This is a genomic window from Sciscionella sediminilitoris, from assembly GCF_000737195.2.
GTDB classification, from domain to species: Bacteria; Actinomycetota; Actinomycetes; order Mycobacteriales; family Pseudonocardiaceae; genus Sciscionella; species Sciscionella sediminilitoris.
The window spans coordinates 1-222 of sequence record NZ_JALM01000208.1; the positions used below are offsets into that span (position 1 = coordinate 1).

At 65.8% G+C, this 222-nt stretch carries 1 pseudogene; it reads right to left on the bottom strand.

What is annotated here, in order from left to right:
- Positions 1-222, bottom strand: a pseudogene (locus AD72_RS35190) (HNH endonuclease signature motif containing protein); the annotation flags it as partial.

A 222-nucleotide genomic window follows, 5' to 3' on the forward strand; every position in this document is an offset into this window, starting at 1 on the left:
ATCCGGCGAGAGTGGTTCCCCACTGATCCCGAGCGCAACGAACAGGACTCGTGCTCGTTCGGCCATTCTGCGGGCTTCGGCGCGACTGATGCGCAGTACGTCCTGGGCCAGGGTCGCTGCCGAGCCGCAGTAGCCGAACTCGACCGGCGCACCGTCTTTGTCCAATTCCGCGAGCTGATGCAACAGCTCCGCCTCGGCACGCCGCACCACAACAGCCTGCTC